The organism is Marinibactrum halimedae (genome assembly GCF_021234875.1).
GTDB classification, from domain to species: Bacteria; Pseudomonadota; Gammaproteobacteria; order Pseudomonadales; family Cellvibrionaceae; genus Marinibactrum; species Marinibactrum halimedae.
Genome location: NZ_JAJQVM010000016.1, coordinates 21,487 through 46,312, shown reverse-complemented (window position 1 = coordinate 46,312; position 24,826 = coordinate 21,487). Strand labels below are relative to the sequence as shown.

At 45.7% G+C, this 24,826-nt stretch carries 21 protein-coding genes; 19 read left to right on the top strand and 2 right to left on the bottom strand.

Annotated features, from left to right (window positions below):
• The first annotated feature begins 252 nt into the window (after window positions 1–252).
• From LU351_RS10740 to sthA, 10 genes are all read left to right on the top strand, one after another.
• Window positions 253–1,722 (top strand): glyceraldehyde-3-phosphate dehydrogenase, encoded by a 1,470-nt coding sequence (locus LU351_RS10740; protein WP_232594077.1) that lies wholly within the window; start codon window positions 253–255, stop codon window positions 1,720–1,722.
• Window positions 1,723–2,401: 679 nt separating this feature from the next.
• Window positions 2,402–3,745 carry a Na(+)-translocating NADH-quinone reductase subunit A gene (locus LU351_RS10735; protein ID WP_232594076.1) on the top strand — a complete coding sequence of 448 codons (1,344 nt, stop codon included), beginning with the start codon at window positions 2,402–2,404 and terminating at the stop codon, window positions 3,743–3,745.
• A gap of 5 nt (window positions 3,746–3,750) precedes the next feature.
• Window positions 3,751–4,941 (top strand): NADH:ubiquinone reductase (Na(+)-transporting) subunit B, encoded by a 1,191-nt coding sequence (locus tag LU351_RS10730; RefSeq protein ID WP_232594075.1) that lies wholly within the window; start codon window positions 3,751–3,753, stop codon window positions 4,939–4,941.
• A complete protein-coding gene (locus LU351_RS10725) occupies window positions 4,934–5,698 on the top strand; it encodes a Na(+)-translocating NADH-quinone reductase subunit C (protein ID WP_232594074.1) in 765 nt (254 codons plus the stop codon). The genes LU351_RS10730 and LU351_RS10725 overlap by 8 nt, the downstream gene beginning before the upstream one ends.
• A gap of 2 nt (window positions 5,699–5,700) precedes the next feature.
• Entirely contained in the window at window positions 5,701–6,357 is a 657-nt protein-coding gene (locus LU351_RS10720) for an NADH:ubiquinone reductase (Na(+)-transporting) subunit D (RefSeq protein ID WP_232594073.1), read from the top strand.
• Between the two features lie 2 nt (window positions 6,358–6,359).
• Complete coding sequence (gene nqrE, locus LU351_RS10715; RefSeq protein WP_232594072.1) at window positions 6,360–6,968, top strand: NADH:ubiquinone reductase (Na(+)-transporting) subunit E; 609 nt, start codon at window positions 6,360–6,362, stop codon at window positions 6,966–6,968.
• 21 nt (window positions 6,969–6,989) lie between these two features.
• On the top strand, window positions 6,990–8,213 hold the full coding sequence (gene nqrF / locus LU351_RS10710) for an NADH:ubiquinone reductase (Na(+)-transporting) subunit F (RefSeq protein WP_232594071.1): 1,224 nt from the start codon (window positions 6,990–6,992) through the stop codon (window positions 8,211–8,213).
• A gap of 190 nt (window positions 8,214–8,403) precedes the next feature.
• Window positions 8,404–9,318 (top strand): FAD:protein FMN transferase, encoded by a 915-nt coding sequence (locus LU351_RS10705; protein WP_232594070.1) that lies wholly within the window; start codon window positions 8,404–8,406, stop codon window positions 9,316–9,318.
• 54 nt (window positions 9,319–9,372) lie between these two features.
• Complete coding sequence (nqrM, locus tag LU351_RS10700; protein ID WP_232594069.1) at window positions 9,373–9,639, top strand: (Na+)-NQR maturation NqrM; 267 nt, start codon at window positions 9,373–9,375, stop codon at window positions 9,637–9,639.
• A 111-nt stretch (window positions 9,640–9,750) separates the two neighbouring features.
• The gene (gene sthA, locus LU351_RS10695; RefSeq protein ID WP_232594068.1) at window positions 9,751–11,157 is read left to right on the top strand and encodes a Si-specific NAD(P)(+) transhydrogenase; all 1,407 of its coding nucleotides are present in this window, start codon (window positions 9,751–9,753) and stop codon (window positions 11,155–11,157) included.
• 98 nt (window positions 11,158–11,255) lie between these two features.
• On the opposite strand, the gene nhaB is transcribed toward sthA, so the two are convergent.
• Window positions 11,256–12,773, bottom strand: coding sequence for a sodium/proton antiporter NhaB (gene nhaB, locus LU351_RS10690; RefSeq protein WP_232594067.1), 1,518 nt, complete (start codon window positions 12,771–12,773; stop codon window positions 11,256–11,258).
• 509 nt (window positions 12,774–13,282) lie between these two features.
• Between nhaB and LU351_RS10685 the strand changes: the two genes are divergently transcribed.
• From LU351_RS10685 to LU351_RS10655, 7 genes are all read left to right on the top strand, one after another.
• The gene (locus LU351_RS10685; protein ID WP_232594066.1) at window positions 13,283–14,968 is read left to right on the top strand and encodes a pilus assembly protein; all 1,686 of its coding nucleotides are present in this window, start codon (window positions 13,283–13,285) and stop codon (window positions 14,966–14,968) included.
• A gap of 249 nt (window positions 14,969–15,217) precedes the next feature.
• The gene (locus tag LU351_RS10680) at window positions 15,218–15,871 is read left to right on the top strand and encodes a cation/multidrug efflux pump (RefSeq protein ID WP_232594065.1); all 654 of its coding nucleotides are present in this window, start codon (window positions 15,218–15,220) and stop codon (window positions 15,869–15,871) included.
• 203 nt (window positions 15,872–16,074) lie between these two features.
• Window positions 16,075–17,127 carry a protease SohB gene (gene sohB / locus LU351_RS10675; RefSeq protein WP_232594064.1) on the top strand — a complete coding sequence of 351 codons (1,053 nt, stop codon included), beginning with the start codon at window positions 16,075–16,077 and terminating at the stop codon, window positions 17,125–17,127.
• 187 nt (window positions 17,128–17,314) lie between these two features.
• On the top strand, window positions 17,315–18,013 hold the full coding sequence (gene trmH / locus LU351_RS10670) for a tRNA (guanosine(18)-2'-O)-methyltransferase TrmH (protein ID WP_232594063.1): 699 nt from the start codon (window positions 17,315–17,317) through the stop codon (window positions 18,011–18,013).
• Window positions 18,014–18,870: 857 nt separating this feature from the next.
• On the top strand, window positions 18,871–19,581 hold the full coding sequence (locus LU351_RS10665) for a TetR/AcrR family transcriptional regulator (protein WP_232594062.1): 711 nt from the start codon (window positions 18,871–18,873) through the stop codon (window positions 19,579–19,581).
• The gene (locus LU351_RS10660; protein WP_232594061.1) at window positions 19,575–20,198 is read left to right on the top strand and encodes a hypothetical protein; all 624 of its coding nucleotides are present in this window, start codon (window positions 19,575–19,577) and stop codon (window positions 20,196–20,198) included. The genes LU351_RS10665 and LU351_RS10660 overlap by 7 nt, the downstream gene beginning before the upstream one ends.
• A 65-nt stretch (window positions 20,199–20,263) precedes the next feature.
• Window positions 20,264–20,821 carry a DUF1285 domain-containing protein gene (locus LU351_RS10655; protein WP_232594060.1) on the top strand — a complete coding sequence of 186 codons (558 nt, stop codon included), beginning with the start codon at window positions 20,264–20,266 and terminating at the stop codon, window positions 20,819–20,821.
• A 109-nt stretch (window positions 20,822–20,930) separates the two neighbouring features.
• Here LU351_RS10655 and LU351_RS10650 read toward each other — a convergent pair whose 3' ends face one another.
• Entirely contained in the window at window positions 20,931–22,556 is a 1,626-nt protein-coding gene (locus tag LU351_RS10650) for an electron transfer flavoprotein-ubiquinone oxidoreductase (RefSeq protein WP_269783431.1), read from the bottom strand.
• A 547-nt stretch (window positions 22,557–23,103) separates the two neighbouring features.
• Here LU351_RS10650 and LU351_RS10645 point away from each other — a divergent pair.
• Both LU351_RS10645 and LU351_RS10640 read left to right on the top strand, forming a co-directional pair.
• Window positions 23,104–23,853, top strand: a complete 750-nt coding sequence (locus LU351_RS10645; RefSeq protein ID WP_232594058.1) for an electron transfer flavoprotein subunit beta/FixA family protein — start codon at window positions 23,104–23,106, stop codon at window positions 23,851–23,853.
• Window positions 23,853–24,782 carry an electron transfer flavoprotein subunit alpha/FixB family protein gene (locus LU351_RS10640; RefSeq protein ID WP_232594057.1) on the top strand — a complete coding sequence of 310 codons (930 nt, stop codon included), beginning with the start codon at window positions 23,853–23,855 and terminating at the stop codon, window positions 24,780–24,782. The genes LU351_RS10645 and LU351_RS10640 overlap by 1 nt, the downstream gene beginning before the upstream one ends.
• The last annotated feature ends 44 nt before the right edge of the window (window positions 24,783–24,826 follow it).

Here is a 24,826-nt window from a genome sequence, read left to right as displayed (position 1 = left end):
CGTCGCATATGGCGGGAATATTCACCGTCTTGTTTCTAAAAATTATTATTTTGACGCCAGATTTCATTTGTCCGTTTCCAATAAAAATAACACACGAGTCAAATGAAATTGTTCACTTAATAGGGTGTTCTACACTTCATAACGGAACCTTCCATAAAGGGTCATCCTTTAAAAGTATCCCTATTAAAGTACCCCGCTTACCTCATTAACCTTTTTTAAAAACGCATGTTTAAAAACGAAAGGATCAAGCACGTGAATCGACCAAAACCCGATGATTTTTTTAAGGATTGGAAAGCCCGCGAAGCCCTCGCTGAATCCATGATTCCTATGGTGGGGAAGTTGTACCGGGAGCGTAATGTTTCCATCACGATTTATGGTAAACCATTAGTCAACCGCTCTGTCATCGACATTATGAAAGCCCATCGGTTTGTGCGCCAAGTAGAGCAAAACGAATTGTCAGAGTTTGAGAGTTTTCCCATGCTGGAAGCCATCTGCAACCTAGACATTGTTTCTGCGGAGATTGACCTTGGGAAGCTCACCGTGGCCTGCATGAACGCAGAACAAACGGCCAACATCACGGCGTTTGCCGAGCAGGAGCTGGCCGAGGTCATCAGCAACACCAATCAACCGTTAGAGGCGCCTCAAGATGTGGTGCTCTATGGCTTTGGGCGCATCGGTCGTTTAGTCGCTCGTTTGTTGGTGGAAAACGCTGGGGGTGGAGATTGCTTACGCCTGAAAGCCATTGTGGTGAGAAAAGGTGGGGCGGCGAACGATTTGGTGAAACGCGCCAGTTTACTGCGTCGTGACTCAGTACATGGCTCCTTTAAAGGCACCATTCGCGTAGATGAAGAGACCAATACCCTGGTGGTTAACGGCAATGAAGTCAAAGTGATTTATGCCAACAACCCCGCTGAGATCGACTACACCGAGTACGGTATTGATAACGCTATTGTGGTCGACAACACCGGCGTTTGGCGCGATGAAGACGGTTTAGGGCAGCATTTGCAAAGCAAGGGGGTGAAAAAAGTCATTTTAACCGCCCCTGGCAAAGGCAATTTGAAAAACATTGTTTACGGAATCAATAATAAAGACATTCTTCCCGAAGACACGATTGTTTCCGCTGCCTCATGCACCACCAACGCCATTGTGCCGGTATTGAAATCGTTGTTGGATAAATTCGGTGTTCGCCACGGACATGTCGAGACCGTACACGCGTTTACCAACGATCAGAACTTGATTGATAATTATCACAAAGGTGAGCGCCGAGGGCGTGCTGCGCCACTGAATATGGTGTTAACCGAGACAGGTGCCGCCAAAGCAGTGGCGAAAGCTCTGCCAGAATTGAAAGGCAAGCTCACCGGTAACGCCATTCGAGTGCCGACCCCTAATGTGTCTATGGCCATTTTAAACCTTCAGCTCGAAGAAGAGACCACTAAAGAAGGGTTGAATGAATACATGCGCGATGTGGCTTTGCATAGCTCTCTTAATCTGCAAATTGATTACACCAATTCACCGGAAGTGGTCTCGTCCGATTTTGTGGGGTCGCGCCATGCTTGTGTTTTTGATGCGAAAGCAACGATTGTGGATGGGCAAAGTGCGGTAATTTATTTGTGGTACGACAATGAGTTTGGTTATAGCTGCCAAGTGGTGCGTTGTTTGGAAGATATGGCGGGGCTTGCTTTGGCTCGATACCCCGCAAAAGCGGCACTGGCGGTTCAATAAACTTCACACAGAAAACTTCACATATAGTGTCATTCATTTCAAACCAGAGCCTGGGTGATCAACCTGTGGCTCGCCTCTCTTCTTTGTCTTTTTCTCCTTTATTTCATCCTTTAGTTTTCAAAACAAAGTGTGCCATAGGTGTTTTTTTGTACGCCATTTCTCGAAGTGGTTTTTGATCAAAAATAAACCAACAAACGCTTTTTTCTCCTATAAACCCTTGAGAATTCGAAGCTTTTTACCTCTACTTTAGTAAAAAAAGCGCTTCCTTAACTGGAAACAACACACAGTGCTCTTTATAATTGCGCGGATTTTTGGGGGGCGGGTGTACAAAAAATGCACCCGTCTAAACTTCAAAACACAACATTTACTCCTATCCTTTGCAAAGGTTAGGGGGCCTACGGTCTGTCCTACCGTAACGTGAATTGAGGTTCGTTGTCTTTACAGCGCACCCAGCCACAGCGGCAGGCGGTATTGTGGGTCATAGTTATTTATGCAATGTCTGACTAGCTTTTTGGTGTCATTTGTTTTCTTTTTACTCTCTTTCTTAGAGTTTCAAGAGAAAGTCAAAAAATATATGGCATTGAGCGCAAAGTCGGTTCGCACATAGGTGACGACAGGGCAGGGTGATCAACTTGATTTGATTGCCTACATAATCCAACCAGTGATTAGGCAAAGACGTATGATAAAAATCCGTCGGGGATTGGACTTACCTATATCCGGGGCGCCTGAACAAGTCATTGAAGATGGTAAAGCCGTCAGCAGCGTAGCTGTCGTCGGTTTTGACTATCACGGCATGAAGCCGACAATGGCGGTAAAAGAAGGCGACAACGTTAAACGCGGCCAGCTGCTATTTAGTGATAAAAAAAATGAGGGCGTTCGCTATACCGCCCCTGCAGCCGGTACCGTATCCACCATCAATCGCGGTGCCAAAAGGGCGTTGCAATCTGTTGTGATTACAATAGAGGGCGATGACGCCGAATCGTTCACTGCATACAACCAAAACGAGTTGGCCTCACTTGATCGTGAAAAAGTGAAAGAGAATCTCGTTCAATCCGGTCTTTGGACGGCATTACGCACTCGTCCTTACAGTAAAGTGCCAGCGATTGATTCTGTGCCAAGTTCGATTTTTGTCAGCGTGATGGATACCAATCCATTGGCCGCCGACCCTTCTGTTGTCATCAAAGAAAATGCAGAAAGCTTTACTCAAGGTCTTACCGTGTTATCGCGATTGACCGAAGGTAAAGTCTTTGTGGGTCATGACGCAAATACCAGCGTAGATACCGGCAATACTGATCGTGTAGAAGCGCACGGGTTTTCTGGTAAGCACCCTGCGGGTAATGTGGGTACGCACATCCACTTTATTGATCCGGTGGGCGTGAATAAGGTGGTCTGGACGATTGGTTACCAAGATGTCATTGCCGTGGGTAAGTTATTTACGACCGGTGAACTCTATGTTGACCGTGTTGTTGCTCTGGCTGGCCCACAAGTCAATAAGCCGCGCTTGTTGCGCACTCGCTTAGGGGCTGATTTGGTGGAACTGACCGCCGGTGAACTGGCCAGTGGCGATAACCGTATTATTTCCGGGTCGGTGTTTGGTGGGCGTACGGCAGAAGGGCCCTTTGGTTATCTAGGGCGTTATCACAACCAGATTTCTGTGTTGTCCGAAGGCCGTGACAGACCTTTCCTACACTATTTGCGTCCGGGGCTAGATTACTTCTCAGTCATGCGGATTTACGTGTCTAAATTATTTGGCGGTAAGCAATACGGCTTTACTACCACAACCAATGGTAGTGAGCGTGCTATGGTGCCAGTAGGCAATTATGAGCGCGTTATGCCGTTGGATATTTTGCCGACTCAGTTGCTGCGTGCGCTGATTGTGGGTGATACCGATACTGCACAGAAACTCGGCTGTCTTGAGTTGGATGAGGAAGACCTTGCTCTTTGTACGTACGTTTGTCCGGGCAAATACGAGTATGGCCCCATCTTGCGCGACAACCTGACTCGTATTGAGAAAGAGGGTTAATCGCTATGTCTTTACGTAATATTCTCGACAATATGGAGCCGCACTTCCATAAAGGCGGCAAATGGGAGTCTTGGTACGCCCTGTATGAAGCGGTAGACACTATCTTCTATCGTCCTAATTCGGTCACTAAAACCACAGCACACGTTCGTGATGGTGTTGACCTCAAACGCATCATGATTACGGTTTGGTTGTGTACTTTCCCGGCCATGTTCTATGGCATGTACAACGTCGGTTGGCAAGCCAATACCATTATGGCGCAAATGGGTGTCACTGAAATTGGTAACTGGCGTGATCTTTTCATTGGCAGCTTTGATGCCAATAGCCTGTGGGATTGTTTCTGGCACGGCGCATTGTACTTCTTACCTGTCTATGCCGTGACGTTCATCGTCGGTGGTTTCTGGGAAGTCTTGTTTGCCATGAAGCGTGGCCACGAGGTGAATGAAGGTTTCTTTGTTACCTCTATCCTCTTTGCCTTGATTTGCCCTCCTACCGTTCCTCTGTGGCAGGTGGCATTGGGTATTAGTTTCGGTGTGGTCATTGCCAAAGAAATCTTCGGTGGTACCGGCAAAAACTTCCTCAACCCTGCTTTGGCAGGTCGTGCGTTCTTGTTCTTCGCGTATCCGGCGAGCATGTCCGGCGATGCAGTTTGGACCGCCGTTGATGGTTATACCGGTGCAACGGCATTGTCTGTTGCTGCTTCAGAAGGCATGGCGGCACTGACTTCTCAGCTGAGCTGGTTTGATGCGTTCTTTGGTCATATGCAAGGCTCCATGGGTGAAGTGTCTACCCTCGCGATCTTAATTGGTGGTGCAGTACTGCTGATGACAGGCATTGCTTCTTGGCGAATCGTTGCCGGTGTCATGGTGGGTATGGTGGCAACGTCAATGCTGTTTAATGCAGTGGGCTCCGATGACAATCTGATGTTTGCTATGCCTTGGTACTGGCATTTGGTGTTGGGTGGTTTTGCGTTTGGCATGATGTTTATGGCCACCGACCCAGTCAGTTCGTCTATGACCAACGCGGGTAAGTGGTGGTTCGGTGCGCTTATCGGCTTTATGGTGGTGATGGTTCGTGTGGTGAACCCCGCTTTCCCAGAAGGCATGATGTTGGCCATTTTGTTTGCCAACTTATTTGCACCGCTCATCGATCACTTTGTCGTTCAATCGAACATTAAGCGGAGGTTGGCGCGTGTCTAATAAAGAATCGACCCTCAGTACCGTCACAGTCGCATTGGTATTGTGTATTGTCTGCTCCGTGGTGGTCTCCACCGCAGCGGTTGTACTTAAGCCTGCGCAAGTGGCAAACAAAGAAAAAGACTTTAAGCGCAATATTTTGGCTGCCGCAGGTATGCTGGAAGAGGGCGTGAGCATTGAGAAACAGTTCGAGCGAGTAGAAACACGCTTGGTGGATTTGAGTACCGGTAAGTTTACCGATCAATACGATCCAGACAGCTACGATCAGCGCAAAGTCTCTAAAGACCCGAAGTTTTCCTCTGCTCTGTCTAAAGAGCAAGATATCGCCAAGATCGGTCGTCGTGTTGATGTGGCTGAGATTTACCTCATCAATAACGGCTCTGGTCTGGATAAGGTGATTTTACCGGTCAAAGGTTACGGCCTTTGGTCCACGCTTTATGGCTTTTTGGCGCTAGAATCAGATTTAAACACCGTGGCCGGTCTTGGCTTTTACGAGCATGGTGAAACACCTGGGCTCGGCGGTGAAGTGGATAACCCGAAATGGAAAGGTTTGTGGATTGGAAAAGAAATCTACAGTGCCGGTGGTGATGTTGAAATCAGCGTGATCAAAGGCACGGCGCCTGCGGATTCTAAACACCAAATCGACGGGTTGTCTGGGGCAACCTTAACCAGTAAAGGTGTTCACAATCTCGTTCAATTCTGGATGGGGCAAGAAGGTTATGGTTCCTTCTTGAACAACCTTAAGCAAGGGGAGGCGTAATCGTGAAAGCGAAAGAACTGCTCTTTAAGCCTATTTTTGACAACAACCCCATTGCGTTGCAAATTTTGGGGATTTGTTCAGCACTTGCCGTCACCAGTAGCATGAAAGTGACCTTGGTCATGTGTATTGCACTAACTTCGGTTACGGCGTTTTCTAACTTGTTCGTATCCCTGGTACGTAATTTCGTTCCCAGCAGTATTCGGATTATCGTTCAAATGACCATCATTGCGTCATTGGTGATCGTGGTAGACCAAATTTTGAAGGCGGTCGCCTACGACATCAGTAAGCAATTGGCGGTTTTTGTTGGTTTGATTATCACCAACTGTATCGTGATGGGGCGCGCTGAAGCCTTTGCCATGAAAAACCCACCATTACCCAGCTTTTTAGACGGTATTGGTAACGGCTTGGGTTACAGTGCGATGCTAATTGCCTTGGCGTTTATTCGTGAGCTACTGGGCTCTGGTAAATTAATGGGCGTTGAGATTCTGCCGTTAGCCACTGAAGGTGGTTGGTATGTCTCTAATGGCTTGATGCTGTTGCCGCCAAGTGCCTTCTTCCTTATTGGTTTGATCATCTGGGGCATTCGCGCTTGGAAGAAAGATCAAGTGGAAGAACCTGAGTTCAAAATTACTGCTAACACCAAGCCGAAGGAGGCCTAATCATGGAACAATATTTAGGTCTTTTTGTAAGAGCCATCTTTATCGACAACATGGCGCTGACGTTCTTCTTGGGTATGTGTACTTTTCTTGCGGTTTCCAAAAAAGTAGAAGCAGCACTGGGTTTGGGCGTGGCGGTTGTAGTGGTGTTGGGCATTACAGTGCCAGTAAACAATCTCATTTACACCTATCTTCTTGCTGATGGCGCATTGGCGTGGGCCGGTTTGCCTGAAGTGGATTTAAGCTTTTTGGGTTTAATCAGCTACATCGGTGTGATTGCGGCATTGGTTCAGATTTTGGAAATGGTGCTCGATAAATACATCCCTGCGCTTTATAACGCATTGGGTGTATTCCTACCGTTAATCACCGTGAACTGCGCCATTATGGGTGCCTCTTTGTTCATGGTTGAGCGTGATTACAACCTGGCAGAAAGTACGGTATTTGGTATCGGTTCTGGTATTGGTTGGGCATTGGCGATTACTGCGCTAGCGGGTATTCGTGAAAAGCTCAAATACAGTGACGTGCCTGCTGGTTTACAAGGGTTGGGTATCACTTTCATCACCGTTGGCTTGATGTCGCTTGGCTTCCAGTCTTTCGGCGGCATCGACCTGTAAGAGCGGAGGTAAGGATAACGTATGAATATTGAGATACTTTTAGGCGTGGCGATGTTTACCGGTATCGTATTGGTACTGGTTGCAGTCATCCTCAGCGCCCGTTCCAAACTGGTTAACAGTGGCGACGTTAACATTATTGTTAATGATGAAAAAACCCTGACCGTTCCCGCTGGTGGCAAGCTTCTCCAAACATTGGCGGAGAGTGGTATGTTCTTACCCTCTGCCTGTGGTGGTGGCGGTAGTTGTGCTCAGTGTAAGTGTGTGATTAATGAAGGGGGCGGCTCAATGCTGCCTACGGAAGAGTCTCACTTTACCAAGCGTGAAGCCAATGAAGGGTGGCGCTTGTCGTGTCAGGTGCCCGTTAAACAAGACATGAAAATTCATGTTGAAGAAGACGTGTTCGGTGTGAAGCAATGGGAATGTACCGTTGAATCTAATCCGAATGTGGCTACTTTCATTAAAGAACTGACTCTACGTTTGCCAGAAGGTGAAAACGTGGATTTCCGTGCGGGTGGTTACGTACAACTTGAGGCGCCACCGCATCACGTGAAATATTCTGACTTCGATATTGAAGAGGAATACCGTGGCGACTGGAAACACTTCAAGTTCTTTGACCTGGAGTCCAAAGTGGATGAGCCAATCATCCGTGCTTACTCCATGGCGAATTATCCTGAAGAAAAAGGCGTGGTGAAGTTCAACATTCGTATTGCGACACCGCCACCTCGTTCTCAGGGTATTCCACCGGGTCAAATGTCGTCTTATGTCTTTAGCTTGAAGCCAGGCGATAAGATTACCGTTTACGGGCCTTTCGGTGAGTTCTTTGCGAAAGAAACCGAAGCCGAAATGGTCTTCATTGGTGGTGGTGCGGGTATGGCGCCAATGCGCTCTCATATCTTCGATCAGCTTCGTCGCTTGAAATCTTCTCGTAAGATGTCGTTCTGGTACGGTGCGCGCTCCTTGCGTGAGCTGTTCTACGAAGATGATTACAACATGCTTGCCGATGAAAACGAGAACTTCGATTGGCACATCGCGTTGTCTGACCCACAACCGGAAGATAACTGGGAAGGTTTAACCGGTTTCATCCATAACGTGTTGTACGAAAATTACTTGAAAGATCATCCGGCACCGGAAGATTGCGAGTACTACATGTGTGGACCCCCGATGATGAACGCAGCCGTCATTAAAATGCTGAAAGATCTCGGTGTGGAAGACGAAAACATCTTATTGGATGACTTTGGTGGCTAAGCAAAAACGCTTACCAACAAAAACAGGGCCATGTTATTGGGCCCTGTTTTTGTTTGGGCAGTTCAAAAATTGGTATTTGAAACGAGCCATATCTTGTTGTGCCGCGTTTCTTTTAAGTTGCATGATTATCGCGTGTGATTCAGACAGGCAGTCTAGTCATGCAAACACTCGGCTTATTTCTGGTCCAATCATGGGGACGCATTTTAATGTGACGGTGGTTGGACTTTATACAGATGCTGCATTGGATAAATTAGAGAAAGACATCATAGATCGATTAGCGTTTTTAAACTCAACCTACTCGACCTATATCCCTGATTCAGAATTAATGCGTTTTAACCGTTCACCGGTGAATGAATGGCAACCTGTCAGTGAGGAGCTCTACGGTGTTTTAACCTTGAGTCAATCTGTTTATGAAGTGACCCATGGGGCTTTTGATACCACGATTGGTCCATTGGTGAATTTATGGGGGTTTGGCCCTCAAAAGCGTAATGCCTTTCCTGAAGAGTCGGCCATTCTTTCCGCACTGGCGGAGATGGGTTTTGAGCATGTTGAATTACGTGAGAATCCCCGTGCGGCTCGTCGAACCAAAGATGTATTTGTGGATCTTTCGGCAATTGCCAAAGGTTTTTCCGTCGATGAAATCAGTGATCTTCTTACCCGTGATGGCTATCAAAATCATTTGGTTGAAATAGGGGGCGAGATTCGTACAAAAGGTCGCAATAAGCGACACCAACCTTGGCGACTGGGTATTGAATCCCCCAATGTGTTTCAAGGGGGAGTGCAGCGAGCGGTTAATGTTGAAAACGCTGCGATTGCTACCTCCGGTGATTACCGCAATTTTTTTATGAAAGACGGAGTGCGTTACTCTCATACTTTAGACCCCAGGACGGGTAGACCAATTACTCATAATTTGGCATCCGTGACTGTGATAGAATCTCGAGCAGGTTTTGTTGACGCCATCGCGACGGCATTCAGTGTTATGGGCGAGCAAGAGGCGATGCAAGTATGTGAGCAGCATCAATTGGCGTGCTTTTTTCTTACCCGTGAAGGGGAGGGGCAATTTGCAGAGAGTCAATCGTCCGCATTTTCTGCCTATATCGATTGACCCTTTAAAAACGGGTAGCTGAGTGCCAAGTAATTTTTATGTAAGGAGTAAATCATGACATTTTTGATTGCATTTATTGTATTGGCCTTGCTCATTGGCGGTATGGCCATTGGTGTCATTATGGGTCGTAAGCCTTTAGCGGGTTCGTGTGGCGGCGTTGGAAAGGCGCTTGGTGAAGACGATTATGTGTGCGAACTGTGCGGTGGCGATGAACAAAAATGCGAAGAACAAAAGTTGCAAGGTAATACAAAAGATCGTGTACAGAGTGCTCACTCGACAGCTCCAGAGGCGCTCGCCTACGACGCCTCACAATCAAAATAAGAACGAGTGCTTTAAGCGTTTGACGAATCAGGTTAGCGATTGCGGTTTACACTTCAGGGTCTCAGTTCAAGACTATACTTTACGTTCATTTTGGGAAGGAATATTGGGTTAATGGGTGAGTTATTTAAATACGATGTGCTGGTCATTGGTTCAGGACCGGCAGGTGAATCTGCGGCCATATCAGCTGCAAAAAATGGAAAACAAGTGGGTATTGTCGAAAGTCGTGCAATGGTTGGCGGCAATTGTGCTCATAAGGGCACAATCCCTTCTAAAGCGCTCCGGCACGCCGTTAAACAAATTATTCGTTTCAATAACAATTCGCTCTTTCGCCAATTGGGTGAAGTGCGGAAACTCAGCTTTCCTCAAGTCTTGGCATCGGCTTCTGAGGTGATTCCTAAGCAAGTGGAGATGCACACCAACCATTACTCTCGCAATCGCATTCATGTGCATATTGGTTTGGCGCGCTTTGAGGATGAGCACACCGTTAAGGTGGCCAATCAGGACGGCGGCACCGAAACCATCACCGCCGAAAAATTTATCATTACCACTGGTTCTAGGCCGTATCGCCCTGCCGATGTCGATTTTAACCACCCAAGGGTGTACGACAGCGATACCATTTTGGAAATGTCTCACACGCCCAATACCTTGGTGATTTATGGCGCTGGTGTGATTGGTTGCGAGTACGCTTCAATATTCGCAGGTCTTGGTGTGAAAGTGGATTTGATTAACAGTCGCGATCGTTTGTTATCATTTTTAGACGACGAAATTTCCGATGCCTTAAGCTACCACTTACGCGATACCGGTGTGATGGTTCGCCATAACGAAGAGTACAGTGAGGTAAAAGCGGACGCCAGTGGTGTCACTTTGCATTTGAAATCCGGCAAACGTCTGCGTGCGGATGCACTGTTGTGGTGTAATGGTCGCTCTGGTAATACGGAATCGTTAAACCTGGAGGCAGTAGGGTTGGGCGCTAATCATCGTGGCCAAATTGAGGTGAATGAGCATTATCAAACCGCTAATGAAAATATCTTTGCGGCTGGTGATGTGATTGGTTGGCCGAGCTTGGCCAGTGCGTCTTTCGACCAGGGTAGGGCTGCTGCCAAGGCTGTGTTGGGGATGCCAGAGCGGTATGAGGCCGATGCCCCAACGGGTATTTACACACTGCCAGAGATTAGTTCAATCGGGCAAACAGAGCGCGAATTAACGGCTGCGAAAATTCCTTATGAAGTGGGTCGGGCTTTCTTTAAGCATACGGCTCGTGGACAAATTTCGGGTGAAGATGTGGGTATGTTAAAATTACTTTTCCACGTTGATACCAATGAAATTTTGGGGATTCATTGCTTTGGAGCTGAAGCCTCTGAGATTGTGCATATTGGTCAAGCCATTCTGAAACAAACTGGCGAGGCCAATGACATTCATTATTTTGCCACCACTACGTTCAACTATCCCACCATGGCAGAAGCCTATCGCCAAGCGGCATTAAATGGTCTTAACCGTGTTAAACGGATGTATCGTTAATTGACGTGGTAAATTGATGTAGCTGTAGCTTATGCAGCTGTAACTAAAAAACCCTCTTCAACGAAGAGGGTTTTTTATTGGTGAGGTGTGTGGGTAGGTTAAATGAAGTAAGTTACCCCGGTTAACCCGACAATTAACAAAACGATGGTGTAAGGCAACGCCATCAGCACCATTCGCCCGTAAGATAAGCGAATGAGAGGCGCTAGCGCACTGGTGAGTAAAAATAAAAATGCAGCCTGACCGTTCGGGGTGGCAACGCTCGGAAGGTTAGTCCCTGTGTTAATGGCAATGGCTAATTTTTCGAAATGTTCTCGCGAAATTTGGCCTTGGGCCAAAGCGTCTGCCACTTCGTTAATGTAAACAGTTGCGACAAACACATTGTCACTGATCATCGATAAGATGCCATTGGCGAGAAACAACATAGGTGCTTGAGCTGATATCTCTAATGAGAGTACCGCATGGGTAATTGGGCTAAATAAATGTTGCTCATGAATGACCGCAACAACGGCAAAAAATACGACCAAAAGCGCCGTAAATGGAAGCGCTTCTTCAAACGCATGACCAATTTGATGCTCTTCAATAATGCCGTTAAATGCGGTTAATAGCACAATAATACTTAAGCCTATCAAGCCCACTTCGGCAACGTGGGTTGCAAGCGCCACGACCAACAGTAAGGCGATGATGCCTTGAACAATTAACTGAGCGACATCTCTCTTGGAGCGTTTACTGCGTTCGTGAGAGTCGAATTCTTCTAAAACCATTCTGACGGGTTTGGACAGCTTTGCCCCATAGCCGAACCACCCAGTTAACTCTAGGACAACACAGGTGATGAGGCCTACGGCTAAGGCTGGCATGGTGACAGGCGCCATCTTTTCGACAAAGGTGAGAAATTCCCAGCCGGCACGCTCAGCAATCAGAAGATTTTGTGGCTCACCCACTAGAGTACACACACCACCCAATGCGGTGCCAATAGCACCGTGCATAATTAAACTGCGCAAGAAAGCGCGGAAACTTTCTAAATCTTCACGATGGTATTCAATGACTGTGCTGTCATCGCCATGATCGTGGCTACTGTCATGATGAATCTGCTTACCGGAGGCGACCTTATGGTAAACCGAGTAAAAGCCAACAATAACGCTGATCAATACGGCGGTGACGGTGAGTGCATCTAAGAACGCCGACAATACCGCTGCAACGAAACAAAAGAGCGTACTAAGAACAACTTTTGAACGAATACCCAGCAAGATCTTCGTAAACGTAAACAGTAGCAGGTTCTTCATAAAGTAGATCCCTGCCACCATAAACATCAATAACAGAATCACTTCGAGGTTGGCGTCGATTTCGTGATAAACACTTTCCGGAGAGGTCATTCCCAGAATCACGGCTTCGATGGCCAGTAGGCCGCCTGGTTGAAGAGGGTAGCACTTAAGTGCCATGGCCAAAGTAAAAATAAATTCTGCGATGAGTATCCAGCCTGTGATAAAGGGGCCAGATTCACCGCCTAACAGCAGTAAAATAGGGTTGATGGCTAAAAAGGCAATGATGGTTTGTTTGTACCAGGTAGGCGCCTGGCCGAGAAAGTTCTTTCCCAAAGCGCGAGAAAGCGTCATATCCATACTTCTATCCTATGTTGCAGTGGTTGTAGGACGGTGTTTTGTATGAATCACACTCAAATAAAGAGAGTGTTATCGTGTTGTGATCGTCCCAGTAGCACACCGTCATGAATGCAGAGTCAATCATTGCGAAAAACTTCAACTATTTCAATTAGATCTAGTAACACTTTAAAGTAATGGCTACATTATAGGGGGTAAATCTGGCAGTATGAGCTTGGTAGGGAGATTTGGCACAAAAAGCCATGATATTGCTTTTTAAGAGTATCGGCCTAAAAGTATCAACCTTTAAAAATAGAATAGTCTTGAATTGCTATCTAATGCGCATCTATTAGGAGCTGTCTATACCCTCACTTGCAGAAAGTGATGTGTCACCATAGTCTTGATAATAGAAGCCAATAGAACTTTAACTGGTCGCGATTGGCTTATGTAAGAGCTTTGCTCTCACTGTACATTGATAGCTATAGGTAAAACCAGATTACGTTAAACCACAAACAGATTTCGTTGTTGAGTCTATGCAGAAAACCACTATTAGCTCTCTTGCATTAGTTCGAGATGAGCTCGTCGCCACTATTGAAGATTCCGCCAAGGGGCTTGAGCAATTCATCGGCGATAACAGTAATGCCGAAGCACTACAGTCGTGTGTCGACGGATTAACTCAAATTACGGGCACGTTAAAACTCATACAGCTGCAAGGTCCTTATGAGTTTTCAGATCATATTTTGGCCTTAGGCAAAGAGTTAACTCCAGGCGCAGACGGTGTGTCTGAAGAGGCTCTGAGCGTGTTGACCACCTCTTTTTTTGTACTTCCACGATATTTAGAATATTTGGAAACCACAAAAGTTGACCTTCCAGAGCTTTTAATTCCACCCATTAATGAAATTCGCGCCCTGTTAAATCGCCCCCACTTAAAAGAAAGCCACTATTTTTCTGTTCAACAAATTCCTCGTTGTTTGCCAGTCAGTAATACCAGTACTTTATTAGGTGAAGACTTCAGTCCTGTGGCACGTCGTTTAAGACACATGTATCAGGTAGGGTTGTTGGCGGTACTCCAAGGAAAACCACCGAAATCCGCTCTCGCAATGATGAAGCGTGCTTTAGAGCGTATTACAACAATCAGTGGTGAATATCCGTTAACCCTGCTATGGCAAACAGGGGCTGAAGGACTTCAGAGTCTTATTGAAAGTAACGCTGAAATTCATAAATCGCGTAAATTGGCGCTCAGTGCCATTGATCGCTATTTACGTAAAATTCAGCAAGAAGGTATGCCGGCCCTCGAAACGAAGCCACCGGAGGATTTGGTCACTGAATTCGTGTTTTGGGTAGCAATGTCGGGAGACATTAATGCACCGAAAGCGGATTTCCTCAGTAAGTTCGGTGTTGAGAAAATGCCGTTAACGGAGGAGGAGCTCCATACCCAAATGGAGGCCTTAAAAGGCCCTAGTGCCCAAACCGTTCAATCGGTGATGGCGGTGTTGAAAGAAGAGCTGAACACGTCAAAAGACATGCTAGAAACCTCAGCTCAGGCCGGGGCTTCCGAGTTTGGTGAATTACTCTCGGCGCTCGGTAAAATTGCTGAAATCTTAGCGGTGATTGGCCTAACGCAACACAGTCAAGACTTGAAGTCACAAATGAAAGTGATTCAATCCTGGGATGGAAAGGCCATCGAGTCGATGGACACCAAGGCATTAACCGCCGTTGCCGATACGCTCTTGCATGTTGAAAGCGCCATTAGCCGATTTGAAACCAGTGGCAGCTTTATACAGCCCACTCAGGCAGGTCAAACCGCTGTGCAAGACATTGCCGATACTCAGTTAATGGAGGCAGAAAACATCGTATTGAAAGAGGCTGAATCGGGCCTGGCACTGATCAAGCGTGCTTTGAGTTCATTCGTAGAATCTAACTACGATATTGGCCATATCAAGAATGTTTCTACTATCTTGCAAACCATTCGTGGTGGCATGACGGTCTTGCATCTTCATCGAGGTGCAAAAGTGATTGTTGCCTGTGAACGCTTTGTGCAAGACGTATTGATGACGGATGACCATCCTGCTGTGTTGCAACAATTACTGGAAACTTTTGCCGATACCATTATCAGTCTTGAATATTACATTGATGCCGTCAAAGCGGATCGTGAGGCGGATGATAATATTCTTCAAATTGCCGAAGAAAGTTTAATCGCATTAGGTATCTCGCCCTAATTAAGGAAAGCCGTTTTTATTGTTTTCAAAGAGCCTCTTGTGAGAAGGATAATCGCCCTCATATCAATTGACCCGACGCGTAACCCGCCTTAGCCTATCGCCAAGTCTTTATTTTTGAGCGGGTGACACCTGAGTTTCAATAACGACGGTTTTAACAAATACGATTTTAACAGCGACGGTTCTAACGATGATGTCTTTATTGGGCTTCTGTAAATAGGCAGTAAACCATGACAACACTGAGACACTGATATGTTCTACGAGGCAACAGGCGCGGTTTTTATTGCCATTGGAGCTGTGATTGGATTTTTTGCAGCTAAGTTATTACTAAAAGGTGATTGGATTTTAGGCTGGATTAAAGGCACTTTTGCATTAGCGTTGATTACGTGTGCCGCGATTGTGGCCCTTGTGGCGATGGATTTATTCAGTTACCAGCAGGTGATTGCAGAGAAATCCGTCGCTACACTGGAGTTTCGCCGGGTTAATAATCAAGAGTACGATGTTGTTTTAATGACAACAGAAGGGGAAGAAAAACGATTCCGCTTGTTAGGAGATCAATGGCAATTAGACGCACGAGTGATCAAATGGCCAAACGCTATGGCGGCAATGGGAGTCAAGCCTGCCTATCGGCTCGAACGGATTGGTGGGCGTTATTACTCATTGGAGAAGGAGCGCAATGCTGAGCGTACGGTTCATGGTATTTATGAGCAGCCTTACCGAATTGATTTGTGGGAATGGTTGCGTAAGTTGAACATGTCGGATGTGGGTATTGATGCTACCTATGGAAGTGCCGCATATCTGCCCATGGCCGACGGTGCGTTGTATGAAGTTACACTGGGTCATAGCGGTTTAATTGCAAGACCATTTAATGATGCTGCTGATCGAGCGGTTAGCCTTTGGGAATGATCGGTGCCTTCTTTAACTCTATTTTTTGAAACATTTTTAACTGTTCATTGTTCACTAATTGGCTTTTATTTCGTATCGCTTGTTTGCGTCTAAAGCCTCCTTTTTGGAAAGAGAAGCTTTGCTTTAAAGCTGCGCATTGTGAACAAAAGAAATCCAACTTTAATTCATATAGACGACTGACTAACTGTAATTTGGAGTAGATATTGGAATTTTTAATGGAGTACGGCCTCTTTTTGGCGAAAACGATCACCTTTGTTGTAGCTCTGGCGGTAATTGTAGGGTTGATTGCGTCATTGAGTCATCGCGGTAAGTCTTCTGCGAAAGGTGAAATTAAAATACAAAATATGAACGAATTTTACGATGACATGTTTGAGCGTGTTGAGCAAAATTTGTTAAGTGAAGAAGAGTATAAGTCTCAGAAAAAACAACAGCAAAAAGACGAAAAAGAAGCAGAAAAAAAGCGAAAAAAATTAGAAAAAGAGGGGGAGGCGCCACCCCCAGAGAAACGCTTATTTGTGATTGATTTTGATGGAGACATGAAAGCCAGTGCGGTTGAGCCGCTTAAGCATTGTGTCTCTGCGGTTTTACATGCCGCCAGTGCAGATGATGAGGTATTGGTGCGTTTAGAAAGCGGCGGCGGTATGGTCCATAGTTATGGCCTCGCATCCAGCCAATTGGATCGTATTACCAATGCCGGAATACCCCTGACCGTTTCTGTGGATAAAGTGGCTGCCAGTGGTGGTTATATGATGGCCTGTGTGGCGAAAAAAATCATCGCTGCACCTTTTGCCATTATTGGTTCTATTGGTGTGGTCGCACAGATGCCGAATTTTCACCGCTTACTGAAAAAGCACGATATTGATTTCGAGATGCTGACGGCAGGAGAATACAAACGCACGTTGACGTTATTTGGTGAAAATACCGACAAAGGTAGGCAAAAGTTTGTTGAGGATTTGGAAGACACTCATCAATTATTTAAAGCCTTCGTCACCGAACACAGGCCAAGCGTCGATATTGCATCCGTCGCAACGGGTGAGGTGTGGTATGGGCGTCAAGCCGTAGATAATGGCCTTGTGGATGAGTTGTGTACCAGTGATGAATACATTACTCGACAGCTGAAAGAAACCAAAATTTTGCGGGTGGATTTTGTTGAGCATAAAAATATTATGGATCGAATTGGTGGGGCAGTAGAGTCCTCTGTGGATCGCATGGCAACGCGTTGGTTATCACGCCTGACTCAGCACCGATTTTTTTAAGCATCCAATCTGCGTCTTACTTTGATGTTGTTGTGCATCGGTCTAGAACATAGGTCTAGAACAACGGTCTAGAAACGTCGGTTTAGTAATGGTCTGATAGTGGCAATCCAGTAAGACAAGGTTTATTTCTAACGGCAAAAGCCTATGGCGCTTTTGCCGTTTTCTTTTTTATACGATTAAGAAGATCATGACACCTGAGAGATATCAACGTTTACGCGAAGTATTAAATACTCGCCAGCCGGATTTAACGGTGATTGCGGATGAAGTGCACAAAGGGCGTAATTTATCCGCGATTGTGCGCACCTGTGATGCCGTGGGTATTGATACAATTCATTCTGTTGTGCCTGATAAAGGTTTTCGCGGTTACCGAGGTACGGCATCCGGCAGTCATAAATGGGTCCATGTGGAGTCGCATGAGGACGTAATGACGCCCCTTAACAACCTCAAATCGCAAGGTTTTCAAATTGTTACCACGAGCGTTGATGCGGATGCACGCAGTTATGTGGATGTGGACTATACCAAGCCAACTGCGTTGTTATTGGGCAGTGAAAAAGGTGGCGTGAGCCATTGTGCAGAACAGCAAGCCGATGTGAAAGTGACCATTCCTATGTTCGGTATGGTGGAGTCATTTAATGTTTCAGTGGCGGCCGCCATTATTTTATTGGAAGCGCAGCGTCAGCGAGTTACAGCAGGGCTTTATGAGTCACGGCGTCTTGATCAAGGCTTGTATGAAAAGCGACTGTTTCAATGGTCTCATCCGGTTATTGCACAATACTGCCATGATAACCATCTGGATTATCCAGAAACCCGAGAACACGATGGTGAAATTAAGCACCCATCGGTTTGGTATCAAACCATTCGACAGCAGAAAATATCAGATACATAAAGTGTTTTCCGTTTTTATGCCTTGAACTCTCGATGCTCATATTTTTCTTGAAGGTTGTAATAGATGAAGGGGGCAATAGAGCACTGCTTATAATGAAAATAAGTATGGGTTGTAGCAATATCGATTCATGTTACGCATAATACGGATCATTATAGCGCGGGAATTCTTCAGCAAGTTTTGAGGCATAATTGGTTGTGGCTGATAAAGGATTTTTGTCTTTTTATAGCAGATTATATCCCTAGGCAGAAAAGATTAGGTTGACGAACAAAAAAAGCCCGACGACTTGGGGGAGAGCGTCGGGCGAAGACCATTAGGAGTGAAACATTAAGGAACTACACCTTAATATCAGGTCGTTAGACCTCACTGGCGCCAATCACTTGGGGGATGAAAAGCGCCAGCTGCCTTTTAAGTATTGATCACGAGCCAAAAACATCCACAGCTCTAGCGCAATTTTTTAAATCATTTCGTAATAGTAATAATTTTCTCTAGTAATTTGCTGAATAGGTTTGGCCTCTGGTTTAATGTGCCCAAATAAAGTGCAAACATACGTTACACATTTACACAAATGAGTTAAGCGGTGTTTTGGATGGGCAATTAATGCGAGAGCACGCTAGCCTTAATAACATAGAGGGTGAATCAATAAAGTATTGCAAATAAGCCTATTTGACCAATGCCAGTCAGCGAATCTACCGAGTAATTCTAATGTCTTGACGGGATGAATGATTGGCACTTTAGCACTATAGTGAGTAGCGTGTCGAAGTGAGTGGCCTGCAGTTGGTATGGTTTTTATATCAACGATATCAGCGTATCAAGCGTCACATCTGCTTCAATTCGATGAATATTTGTGAGACCAAAGCATGGATAAAACACGATTAAAAGTTTTAAAGTTTCGTGAACGAGAGCAGGCCATTTTGGATACTGCACTGGATTTGCTCATCAAGCACGGTGAAGATGTCGTTACCGTCGAGCAAATTGCCAATGTTGTAGATATAGGTAAAGGGACTATTTACAAACACTTTTCATCGAAGACAGAAATTTATTTTCGTTTATTGTTTGATTATGAACGCAGTATTTCTGATAACTTGACTCAATCTTTAGAGGCGGCGAAAAACGGCGATTACCGCGCACCTGCTCGGGCATATTTTGAATCAAGAATGGCTGACCCCGTAAAAGATCGACTCTTTCAGCGCTTAGAAGAAAAACTGATTAAATCTCGCCAATCGCCAGAGAGCCTTGCGGAACTACATGCCTTAAGAAATGCCAGCAAAGAGGCATTGAATAATGTCTTTTCTGCGCGAATAGAACAGGGGGTGTTAAAACCGGTGCCGCCTTATTTTTATTATTGCGCTTATTGGGCATTAACGCAGGGAGCTGTAGAGCTTTTTCATTCTCAATCTTTCTCAGAAGTGATAGAGGACATGGATGGCTTGATGAAATTCATTAAGGAGGTGGGGATTCATATGGGAAATGAAATGACTCAATATGAGCCTAAAGAGCAGGAAGATGGCACTGGCCAAGCAAATGCTACGGAGTATACCCATAAAGAAGACGAAGCTGGCGAATGGTAAAGCCTAAGTCTGTATTCTCCTTTTTTTTTATCGGCGTTGTAGTCGTTTTAGAAGCCTGTTCCATTGCCGATTTAACCTCTTTGAGCCAAGAGGTTGGCGGTGATGCCGGTGTTATTAATCGTACGGAAATAACCCGTTCATCACCGTTTCGCTTTCCCTCAACGGCAACTGCTATCGTCTTTTCAATGGCGGAAGACTTATCTAAAAAAAGTACGTCTAAAAAAAGTACGTCTAAAAAAAGTGCGCCTAAAAAGAGTGATAGTAACGATATTGACGATGACCTAACTGTAGTGATGGCCGAATGCTTAACATCAGCGATGGAAAAACACTTTGCTTCCGTAAAAACACGGTTTGTAAAAGAAGATCCTCGTGTCAACCCAGGGATGGCCAATGATTATGGTGGAAGTGTGGGCATGTATGCGCAGTGGTTAGAGGGTAAGGCCCCCAACGATTTCACAATAAAAGTGACTTTATTTTCTCCGGTTTCGAAAAATATCTACAGTATTGATATTATTTCTTTTCATAAAGCCAATAACACTCAATTTCAGCCGGATACTTCAAGTGCTGCCATTCACGAGGCGATGGCAGCCTACGCTGAAACTCTTGCACCCATTTAAGCAGAAGTCTTGATCTGTCTGTTTTTTTGCATTGTGTTGATTGATAATTTTTTCGAGAAGACGCTATGAAACTGGATGATTTATCCCAGCATATCTTACATATACAGCAGAAAAGGGAGCAGGAGCTTCCGCCAGTACACTTGTGGAATCCACCTCTCAGCGGCGTTATGGATCTCGTTATAAAAACGAATGGCGAATGGATTCACGAAGGAGATAAAATTGAAAGAGAGAAGTTGATTCAATTATTTTCTCGAGTTCTTAAAAGAGAAGGTGATCATTATTATTTAATAACGCCAGTGGAAAAATGGCAAATTTCCGTTGAAAGCCATCCATTTTATTTTAATAAACTGGTGGAAAATGAACCGAATGTATTTACGGTTGAAGGGCTGCAAAATTATGCGGTAACGATTTCGGAACAAAATCCGTTGTGGGTAGAGGGAACGGACGATTTTCCATTACCGGTAATACGAGTGAGGCATAATTTAAATGGCGTGCTTAATCGTAATGTCTATTACGAGTTGTGCGATAGGGCAATACAAAATAAAGCAGGCCGTTACGGGATTGTCAGTGCAGGCATGTTTTTCTCTTTAGAAGTTAACTCTGAATCCCTCCAGTCAATTTAAAAGAAGTCAATTTTATAAGCTAATTTAAAGATGGAATTTTTAGGTAGCTGATAGAATGTAAAAAGCCGATGCAGTCTGCATCGGCTTTTTTATAGTGTGAGAATAATGATTACATGTTGGGGTAGTTCGGGCCACCCGTGCCTTCAGGTGCAACCCAACGTATATTTTGGGTTGGGTCTTTAATGTCACACGTTTTGCAATGTACGCAGTTTTGCGCATTAATCTGAAACGCCTTTTCACCACTTTCATTGGTCACCACTTCATACACGCCTGCAGGGCAATAGCGTTGTGCAGGTTCGTTGTATTTCGGTAAGTTGATGGCCAGTGGTACAGAAGGATCTTTCAGTTGCAAATGAATGGGCTGATCTTCTTCGTGATTGGTGTTGGACAAGAACACGGAAGACAACTTGTCAAAACTCAATTTGTTATCGGGTTTCGGATAAGTAATCGGCTGACAGCGGTCGGCCGTTTTTAAGCAATCATGATCAGCTATCGGATCGGATAACGTCCAAGGTAGGGCGCCATTGAAAAGGTTTAAATCAATAAAGCTGTATGCCGAACCAATTAAATTACCCCACCGGTGTTGAGCTGGGCCAAAGTTGCGCTGTTGATGTAGCTCTTTGTATGCCCATGAATCTTGATAAGCTTGTGCGTATTCGACCAAATCATCGCTTTGACGTTCCGCTTTCAAGGCTTCAGCAACCACTTCCGCACCGATCATGCCGGATTTCATGGCAGTATGGCTGCCTTTGATTTTGGCGAAGTTTAATGTGCCCGCGTCGCATCCAAGTAGTAAACCACCGGGGAAGCTCATTTTAGGTTGGCTTTGTAATCCACCTTTGGCAATGGCTCTCGCGCCATAGGCAATTCGCTCGCCTCCTTCAAGGTATTGCTTGATGACCGGATGGTGCTTATAACGCTGGAACTCATCAAATGGGCTGACGTGTGGATTGGTATAGCTTAAATCGGTAATTAGCCCTACAACTACTTGATTGTCTTCGATGTGGTATAAAAAACCGCCTCCGGTGCTGCTGGATTCAGACAGTGGCCAGCCGGCGCTGTGTACCACTAAACCTTGCTGGTGTTGTTCATCGCTGACTTTCCAAATTTCTTTAATACCAATGCCGTAATGCTGAGGGTCTTTGCCTTCATCAAGACTGTATTTGGCGATGAGTTCTTTTCCAAGATGGCCACGACAACCTTCACAGAATAGGGTGTATTTTGCGTGTAATTCCATACCGGGCATGTAGCTGTCTTTTTGCTCGCCTTCTCGGCTAATGCCCATGTCACCGGTGGCAATGCCTTTGACACTACCATCGTCGTGATACAGCACTTCAGCGGCAGCGAAACCTGGGAAAATCTCAACGCCCAGTCCTTCGGCTTGCTCGGCTAACCAGCGGCATAAATTGCCTAGGCTGATAATGTAATTGCCATGGTTATGCATGGTCTTCGGCGCAAGAAAGTTGGGGATACGAGAGCCTTTCTCACCGTTTTTCAAAAGATAAATATGATCTTCGGCAACTTCCGTGTTAAGGGGAGCCCCTTGAGATTTCCATTCGGGTAAGAGTTCATTGAGCGCAGTAGGTTCAAACACTGCACCCGATAAGATATGGGCACCAACTTCGGAGCCTTTCTCAACCACGCAAACACTGATTTCGGGGTTAATTTGACGTAAACGAATCGCAGCAGACAAACCAGCAGGGCCTGCACCGACGATAACGACGTCGTACTCCATATATTCTCTTTCCACGTTAATCTCCTGGGAAATCGGACTCAAACACGGTCTATTATTATGAATACCCTGCGTAAACGGATGAGAGTATTCGTTATGTAGTGGTGATGTTGTGGCGATGCAGTGTACGCACTTGAGCGTAAAAATGCACCGCAGACAATAGTCATGCGTAAACAATCATGTTTAAAAGTATATAAATGAGTAAGAATTTGCACCAATACCCAAAGGGATCAAATTGACGGTCATAAATCGCCAGTGAAGAAACGATTTATCCTAGAGAATCAAGGGGTTGCGCTGAATACTGACCAAATTCGTCGATTGAGTTACCAAAAAAGGCTCAAAATCTACAAACCCCCGGAATCGCAGCAATTTTGATCAGCGAAAGATTTGTTTTTACCAGATGAACCTTTAGACTCAGGTCAATATAAACTAACAACATCCTCTGGCAATTTATTGCTCGAATGTGCTCATCAATACAGTCACTCGACTACGCTGTGATTAGTTTTTGATGTAGAAGTGCTCAACAAGCTTACAAGAGGGAAAGCCATTCATGAAAATTCTCGTAGCTGTAAAACGCGTTGTCGATTACAACGTTAAAGTTCGTCCTAAAGCAGATGGAAGCGATGTCGATATTGATAACGCTAAGAAAGCCATCAACCCATTCTGTGAGATCGCCGTTGAAGAAGCGGTACGATTGAAAGAAAAGGGCATTGCAAGCGAAATTGTTGTGGTATCTATGGGTACCAAGCAATCTCAAGAACAAATCCGTACGGCCATGGCTTTGGGTGCTGATCGAGGCATCTTGGTTGAAACCGACGTGGAATTACAACCTTTGGCCGTATCAAAATGCCTGCAAAAATTGGTTGAAAAAGAGAATCCTGAATTGGTGATCTTAGGTAAGCAATCCATTGATGGTGATAACAACCAGACAGGTCAAATGCTCGGTGCATTGACGGGTATGCCGCAAGGGACTTTTGCCTCAGAAGTGGCCATTGCAGACGGCAAAGTTGCAGTAACCCGTGAAATCGATGGGGGCTTGCAAACGGTCAGCTTAAGCTTGCCCGCCATTGTTACCACCGATTTACGCTTGAATGAACCCCGCTACGCAACCTTGCCTAACATCATGAAAGCGAAGAAAAAACCACTTGAGACCATCAGCCCAGATGACTTAGGTGTCGCGGTAGAGCCCCGTGTCAAAACTTTGAAGGTTGAGCCACCAGCGACTCGTGAAGCGGGTGTTAAAGTGGGCAGCGTAGCAGAGCTTGTCGAGAAACTGAAAAACGAAGCGAAGGTGATCTAATGTCTATTCTAGTTGTTGCAGAACACGATAACGGCTCAATTAAAGGCGCAACGCTTAACACCATCGCCGCAGCGCAAAAATTGGGTGGTGATATTGACGTACTGGTTGCTGGCAGTGACTGCCAGGGTGCTGCACAAGCCGCAGCAAGCATTGCCGGCGTTGCCAAAGTAAAAGTGGCAGATAACGCTGCTTATGGGCACCAATTGGCCGAGAATACCGCTAAGCTGATTGCCGAAGTGGGTAAAGAGTACGGCTATATTTTGGCTCCGGCCACTACCACGGGCAAAAACGTCATGCCTCGCGCAGGCGCATTGCTGGATGTGCAACCCATTTCCGATATCATTGCTGTCGAATCTGAGAACGTCTTTAAGCGTCCTATCTATGCAGGCAATGTGATTGCGACCGTTGAGAGCAGCGATGCCATCAAAGTCATTACCGTACGGACCACCGCATTTGATCCTGTTGCGGCAGAGGGGGGCAGTGCCGAAGTGGTTACCCTGGATGCGGCACACGATGAAGGCAAATCCAGCTTTGTAGGCGAAGAGTTAGCCGAGTCTGATCGTCCAGAACTCACTGCAGCCGACATCGTCATTTCTGGTGGTCGTGGCATGCAAAATGGCGACAACTTTGAGTTGCTTTACAAAGTGGCTGATAAGCTTGGTGCGGCTGTGGGTGCCTCTCGTGCCGCTGTTGATGCAGGCTTTGTCCCGAATGACATGCAAGTTGGCCAAACCGGTAAAATTGTTGCGCCAAACCTGTACGTTGCTGTGGGTATTTCCGGTGCGATTCAGCATTTAGCGGGTATGAAAGACAGTAAGACCATTGTTGCCATCAATAAAGATGAAGAAGCACCAATCTTCCAGGTGGCAGACTACGGTCTGGTTGCTGATTTATTCGAAGCTCTGCCAGAGCTTGAGCAATCTGTATAAGCTATCGCTTCCCGCCGATAAGCTTGATAAAAGCGCCCTCTAAC

Coding starts and splice junctions, on each gene's coding strand:
- LU351_RS10735 (WP_232594076.1), top strand. CDS start 2,402: ATGATAAAAATCCGTCGGGGATTGGACTTACCTATATCCGGGGCGCCT.
- LU351_RS10730 (WP_232594075.1), top strand. CDS start 3,751: ATGTCTTTACGTAATATTCTCGACAATATGGAGCCGCACTTCCATAAA.
- nqrE (WP_232594072.1), top strand. CDS start 6,360: ATGGAACAATATTTAGGTCTTTTTGTAAGAGCCATCTTTATCGACAAC.
- nqrF (WP_232594071.1), top strand. CDS start 6,990: ATGAATATTGAGATACTTTTAGGCGTGGCGATGTTTACCGGTATCGTA.
- LU351_RS10705 (WP_232594070.1), top strand. CDS start 8,404: ATGGGGACGCATTTTAATGTGACGGTGGTTGGACTTTATACAGATGCT.
- nqrM (WP_232594069.1), top strand. CDS start 9,373: ATGACATTTTTGATTGCATTTATTGTATTGGCCTTGCTCATTGGCGGT.
- sthA (WP_232594068.1), top strand. CDS start 9,751: ATGGGTGAGTTATTTAAATACGATGTGCTGGTCATTGGTTCAGGACCG.
- nhaB (WP_232594067.1), bottom strand. CDS start 12,773: ATGGATATGACGCTTTCTCGCGCTTTGGGAAAGAACTTTCTCGGCCAG.
- LU351_RS10685 (WP_232594066.1), top strand. CDS start 13,283: ATGCAGAAAACCACTATTAGCTCTCTTGCATTAGTTCGAGATGAGCTC.
- LU351_RS10680 (WP_232594065.1), top strand. CDS start 15,218: ATGTTCTACGAGGCAACAGGCGCGGTTTTTATTGCCATTGGAGCTGTG.
- trmH (WP_232594063.1), top strand. CDS start 17,315: ATGACACCTGAGAGATATCAACGTTTACGCGAAGTATTAAATACTCGC.
- LU351_RS10665 (WP_232594062.1), top strand. CDS start 18,871: ATGGATAAAACACGATTAAAAGTTTTAAAGTTTCGTGAACGAGAGCAG.
- LU351_RS10660 (WP_232594061.1), top strand. CDS start 19,575: ATGGTAAAGCCTAAGTCTGTATTCTCCTTTTTTTTTATCGGCGTTGTA.
- LU351_RS10655 (WP_232594060.1), top strand. CDS start 20,264: ATGAAACTGGATGATTTATCCCAGCATATCTTACATATACAGCAGAAA.
- LU351_RS10650 (WP_269783431.1), bottom strand. CDS start 22,556: ATGGAGTACGACGTCGTTATCGTCGGTGCAGGCCCTGCTGGTTTGTCT.
- LU351_RS10645 (WP_232594058.1), top strand. CDS start 23,104: ATGAAAATTCTCGTAGCTGTAAAACGCGTTGTCGATTACAACGTTAAA.
- LU351_RS10640 (WP_232594057.1), top strand. CDS start 23,853: ATGTCTATTCTAGTTGTTGCAGAACACGATAACGGCTCAATTAAAGGC.